Source organism: Acinetobacter sp. UBA2581 (assembly GCF_002339435.1).
Taxonomy (GTDB): domain Bacteria; phylum Pseudomonadota; class Gammaproteobacteria; order Pseudomonadales; family Moraxellaceae; genus Acinetobacter; species Acinetobacter variabilis.
Genome location: NZ_DDLD01000056.1, coordinates 1 through 5,825 on the forward strand (window position 1 = coordinate 1; position 5,825 = coordinate 5,825).

General features: G+C 35.5%; 2 protein-coding genes. Both read left to right on the top strand.

All coding sequences use genetic code 11. The features are described 5' to 3' along the window. Positions 1-469: 469 nt before the first annotated feature. A complete protein-coding gene (locus tag B3Q46_RS07030; RefSeq protein WP_200004097.1) occupies positions 470-2,932 on the top strand; it encodes an ExeM/NucH family extracellular endonuclease in 2,463 nt (820 codons plus the stop codon). Between the two features lie 292 nt (positions 2,933-3,224). Further along, entirely contained in the window at positions 3,225-5,135 is a 1,911-nt protein-coding gene (locus tag B3Q46_RS07035; RefSeq protein ID WP_286714034.1) for a bifunctional metallophosphatase/5'-nucleotidase, read from the top strand. The last annotated feature ends 690 nt before the right edge of the window (positions 5,136-5,825 follow it).

A 5,825-nucleotide genomic window follows, 5' to 3' on the forward strand; every position in this document is an offset into this window, starting at 1 on the left:
TCAGCGGACGCTTACTATTTATATACTTTTTTAACGGATGTGATGAAGAGTTTGAAGACACATTTAAGGTAGTCATTTATGGCTCTTATAAAGTCAGATTGCAGCGCTGAAGGAAGCTAATAGAAAATTCTTTAAAGCCTTTGAAAGAGGTTAATTGACTCTTTGTAAATAAAAAAATGACTAATTCTGTAGAAAGGCTAAGAATTAAACTTTATTCAACTAAGCATTCTGTGACTGTTTCATGACATATTTATGACATCGTACTGTATTGTTATTTCATCTGGGTAATATTCAGACTTTTATCTGAATTTAGAAGAAAAGGGGCAACGTTGATTTAAACCGGGACAACTTGGGGGCTTAATGAGAAAAATTCTAGAAAAGCGATTTCACTAAAACTGTCATCAGTTATTCATAGTGATGTCATGTATAAAAACTAAGCTATTTTGAATTTTAACAACTGTTCAAAATCATTATGAATATAAAACCAAAAATATTGAGTTTAAGTTTAATACTTATGGGGTGCTCGTTTTCTGCACATGCACAATTAATGTTTAGTCAGTATATAGATGGTACATCTAATAAAAAGGGTTTGGAAATCTATAACCCTGACAGTTTAACAGTGAACTTAGCTGATTATGAGATTCAACAATTTACTAATGGTTCAACCACGAAATCTGCGACTTTTCAATTAGAAGGTTCATTGGCAAGTAAAGCAAAATACATTATTGGTCGAACAGAGTTGCAGGCAGTAATTGGTAATAAAGTCAATCAAGTGGCAGGACTTGCATTTAATGGAGATGATACCTTGGTCCTGTTTTATAAAGGTACTCCAATAGACCGTTTTGGTCGTGTGGGAGAGGATCCAGGTACTGGTTGGGGAGTGGGTTTTAGTAGTTATCAAAATAGTTTGTCACGTACTAAAACTTCAAATAATGTAACTTCAATTGATCCTGCAACAGCATTTGAGTTAGAAAGCGAATGGTCTAAATGGTCTGATCGAAATGAGTTTTCCCAGTATTTAGATACAAGCGCGCCTATAACCTCCCCCGTTACTCCTATCAGTTGTAATACAGCAGATACGGCGATTGCGGACCTACAATCTGCCGCAGAAAATCAACCATATGTTGTTCGTGGTGTTATTACCGCAGACTACCGTTATGACAATGGTTTTTCTGGTTTTTATATACAAACGCCCGATAGTAAAGCCAAATCCAATTTAAGTAATGCTATTTTTGTCTATCTTCCTGCAAGTAGTAAAATCACTGGAGGAAAAGTAGGTGAAGAGGTTATTTTAAAAGGTCGTTTAACCTCATATCAAAACCAACTCCAAATAGATCAACTTGATCAAAATATTCAAACCTGTCATACACAAGCATCCAATACAGTCACGGCACAGGCACTTAATTTACCGTTTACCAGTTTGACGGAGATAGCAGGAAATGTACCTAAACGCTATCAAGGGATGCTGGTTAAAATCCCACAAACTTTAACGATAAGTGAAAATTACAATTACGGTCGTTATGGTGAGCTATCTTTAAGTTTAGGTCGCTTGTATATTCCAACTAATCTATATCCTGCAAAATCTGCTGAAGCAGTTGCATTAGCCCAGCAAAATCTGCTTTCTAAAATTATCTTGGATGATGGCTATAATAATCAAAATAGAACACCATTACTTCCGCAAAACTTCAATGCCATAAATACATTAAGAACAGGTTCTGAACTGAAAAATGTTGAGGGGATTTTAGAATATCGTTTTAATGCATGGCGAATTCAACCGATACAGGGGAAGGTACAACCTGAAATTATCAAGGATACTAATTTACGTCCTTCAACGGTGATTCCAAAAGATGTTAAACAAATTCGCGCTGCGGCTTTTAATGTCTTAAATTATGATAATGGTTCAGAAAAAGGTTTCCCAACAGAACGTGGTGCAAGCTCAGAAACTGAGTTTAAGAAGCAACATCAAAAAATTGTCAGTGCTTTAAAAACAATTGATGCCGATGTGTATGGGTTAATGGAAATCGCAAATAATGGTTTTGATGATAAAAGTGCAGTGGCATACTTATCGCAAGCCTTAGGTGCAGACTGGAAATATGTCATTCCAACCCAAATGACAAAATTAGGTACAGATGCAATTGCAGTTGCGATTATCTATAACAGTAAGCGCGTAAAACCTGTAGGTGAGCCTGCAGTTTATGATGATCAGACTGAAAAGAACCGTGTCACCATGGCGCAAAGTTTCCAATCTGTAAATGGTGGAAAAATATTTACGATAGTACCCAATCACTTAAAGTCGAAAGGCAGTTGTCCTACCGATAAAACTCTGGCCGATGCTGATCAGGGTGATGGTCAAGGTTGCTGGAATGCAACACGTTTAACTGCAGTACAAGAACTTATGCAGTGGATTGCAAAAAATCCAACACAAGTGGCTAAACCAAATTATTTGCTGGTCGGTGATATGAATAGTTATGCTAAAGAAGATCCGATTTTAGCATTAGAAAAAGCCAATTATAAAGTCTTGCTCAATGACGAAAAAATTGGACAAGGTAAAACAGCCTATAGTTATGTATTTGGTGTTGCAAGTGATGCCAATGGCAATGGGGGCGCAGGAAACCTAGACCATGCAATTGCTGATGCAGACTTATATCCAATGGTGAAACGCGCTTTTGCTTGGCACATCAATGCTGATGAGCCGACGGCCTTAGACTATAACGAAGAATATAAAACAGATGAGCAAATTGCAGCATTCTATAGCGATGATGCATTCCGTTCTTCCGATCATGATCCTGTAATTGTTGATATGGATTTAAACGAAAATATATCGAGTAATCCTGATACAGGAAAAATAAGCGGTGGCAGCATGGGGATCTGGTCAATGTTAACCTTAACGGGCCTCGTTTTAGTTTCCATGATACGCAGACGTAAATTTTGATATGAGTTCATCGACTGTAAATTAAGAAAACTGACGAAATAAATTTAATCTATAAGGGGAAATTTCATATTTCTCCTTATTTTATTGAGTGCTTAAAAAATTAGCCAAGCAATAATCAAACATATGCTTATTCAAAATTTATAATTTAAGCTTGGGGCATGAAATGAAAAGTTCCCTAATGGGATAACTTAACCATTTGTTAAAAAACAATTAGAAAAAATAGTGAATGTCATGAATTTTAAACAGCAGACCTACATGATGTTTGTTTAAATTATAATCAGGTGGGGTGGTCATGTCTTTTAATAATAAACTAACTAGGTATTCGGGTTTTACATGCAGTTTATTAGTTTCTAGTATGTTTTTAACTGGGTGTAATAATGATAGTAAAGAAAATACGAATATAACGCCTGTTATTCCTCCTAAACCGCTGGAAGTCAATTTAGTACATATTAATGACAGTCATTCACATTTGGATGAGGAAAGTACTATATTAATGCTTGAAACTTCGATGGGTAAACGTGAAGAAATACAAGTCTCTAATGGTGGTTTTGCACGCGTTGCTGCGTTGATGAATACTTTGGCAAGCACTGAGAAGAATCCAATAAAAATTCATTCAGGTGATGCCATTACTGGGGACCTCTATTTTACTTTGAAAGAAGGTGAAGCAGAGGCAGATCTCATGAATAGTGTTTGTTTCGATACGTTAACGCTAGGTAATCATGAATTCGATAATACGGATGATGGCTTAAAAAAATTTATTGGATTCTTAAATGATAAAGGTAATTGTGAAAATAAAACCCAAGTCTTGAGTGCAAATGTCGAGTTTGGAAAAACTTCAGCACTATACCAAACTAACCTTGTTAAACCTTATACAGTTATGGAAAAAGAAGGGCAGAAAATTGCTTTAATTGGTTTAACGATTGCCAATAAAACTAAAAATGCTTCTCGACCAAATCAAGATACTGTATTTAATGATGAAGTAGTTACTGCACAAAAATATATTGATGAGCTAAAACAGCAAGGCATCAATAAAATTATTGTTCAATCTCATTTAGGGTACGGGTTAGAAAAAGATTTAGCCACTAAATTGTCAGGCGTTGATGTCATTGTTGGCGGAGATTCTCATACCTTGCTGGCAGATGCGAAACTTAAAAGTTACGGTATAAGCCCAGAGGGTGACTATCCCACTGTATTAAAAAATAAAGATGGTGATCAGGTCTGTGTTGTACAGGCATGGCAATATAGTTATGTCGTCGGACAACTCAAAGTCAACTTTGATGCCGATGGTAAAATTGAAGCATGTGCAGGAAAAGCCAATGTATTGATTGGCGATGATTTTAAACGTACAGCTAAAGATGCTCCAGCATTGATGAGTACGGAACTAGATTCTATTAAGCGAGATATTGAAAATAGTAACTCCTTACGTATTGTACAGCCTGATGCTATAGCTTTAAGTATTTTAGAACCGTATAAAGTCGCTAAAAACTTATTAGGCAAAGAAAAAGTTGCCATTGCTAATGATAATTTATGCTTACGTCGTGTTCCAGGAATGACCAAAGATACATCACGTTCTAGTTTAGGTGATGTCTGCAATAAAGCAGATTTTATTAATCAGCATGGGGGTGATGTACAGCAGCTGGTTGCCGAAGCATTTCTACAGCAAGGTAAAAAATATTTTAATGCAGATATTTCAATCCAAAACGGAGGAGGGGTAAGGGTAGATCTGCCTCAAGGTGATATTACGGTAGAGAAAATTTATACAGTGCTGCCATTCAAAAATACCTTAGTACAATTAAATGCAACTGGCCAAGAAATTAAAGCAGTGCTGGAAGATGCCATGGATGCTGTTACGAGTAGTAACACAGGCAGTTATCCATATGCGGGTGGACTACAATGGGATGTAGATTTAACTAAGGCAAAGGGTCAGCGTTTATCCAATTTAAAGGTTCGAAATGCACAAGGTCAATATCAGCCATTAAATATGAATCAGACCTATCAAGTAATTACCATCAACTTTCTAGCTGATGGTCAGGACTTTTACACAAGCTTTAAAGACATTACTGGTGAGCGTCGTATAGATGTGGGATTAGATTATGCAGAAGCATTTTTGCAGTATGTAGAAGGGTTACCTGGTGAAAAAGGGCAAAAGGCCTTGTCCCGATTGCCAGTTGAGCAATACAGCACGCAAAATTATAAAGAATAAAAAGGATTTATTGATAAAAGATAAAAATTTTGGCTCAGACCGATCCATAGTTTTAAAAAAAAGNNCTTTTTTTTAAAACTATGGATTAGAGAAATATTACTTTTTAAATTTTCATTCAAATTAATTTAAAAGGGGAAATAACTATTCCGATTCGTAAAGCGTATATTTGGTCTATATAGTACAATGGAAGTTGATTACATAGTTTTTGCTGGAAAATCTAAGGTTTGTCGTAATTTTTTGAAAGACGTTAAGTGATATTTAAGAATCAAATAAACTATTTTCATCATAGTGAAATAATTTGATTTTATATTTAGTGCAAATAAATAATACTGAATAATTAGTGATACAGCGCAAATTGATCTGTTTAATTTGGGAGAGTTAAACAGATTTTTTTCTTGAAAAAAATATCTAATCCCTAGCCGAAATTGTTACGGCACTAACAGCCCCGTCAAGTTATTGAGCGGGGTTTTTCTTTTCTTATTGGTGGTACACATGGATGCAGTCAATGCAAAGAGAACCTTAAATAAATTACACAATGAGTGAAAGAGATATGAAAACTTTGAACCGACATTTATAAACAGCTAACAGGTGATCACTATTGATGATAATGATGCCTAGAGAGATGGATCCGTAAATTTGAACAACTCCTATAAGTGATATTCTGCTCCTCAAATGATGTTATAAACATCA

Coding starts and splice junctions, on each gene's coding strand:
- B3Q46_RS07035 (WP_286714034.1), top strand. CDS start 3,225: ATGTCTTTTAATAATAAACTAACTAGGTATTCGGGTTTTACATGCAGT.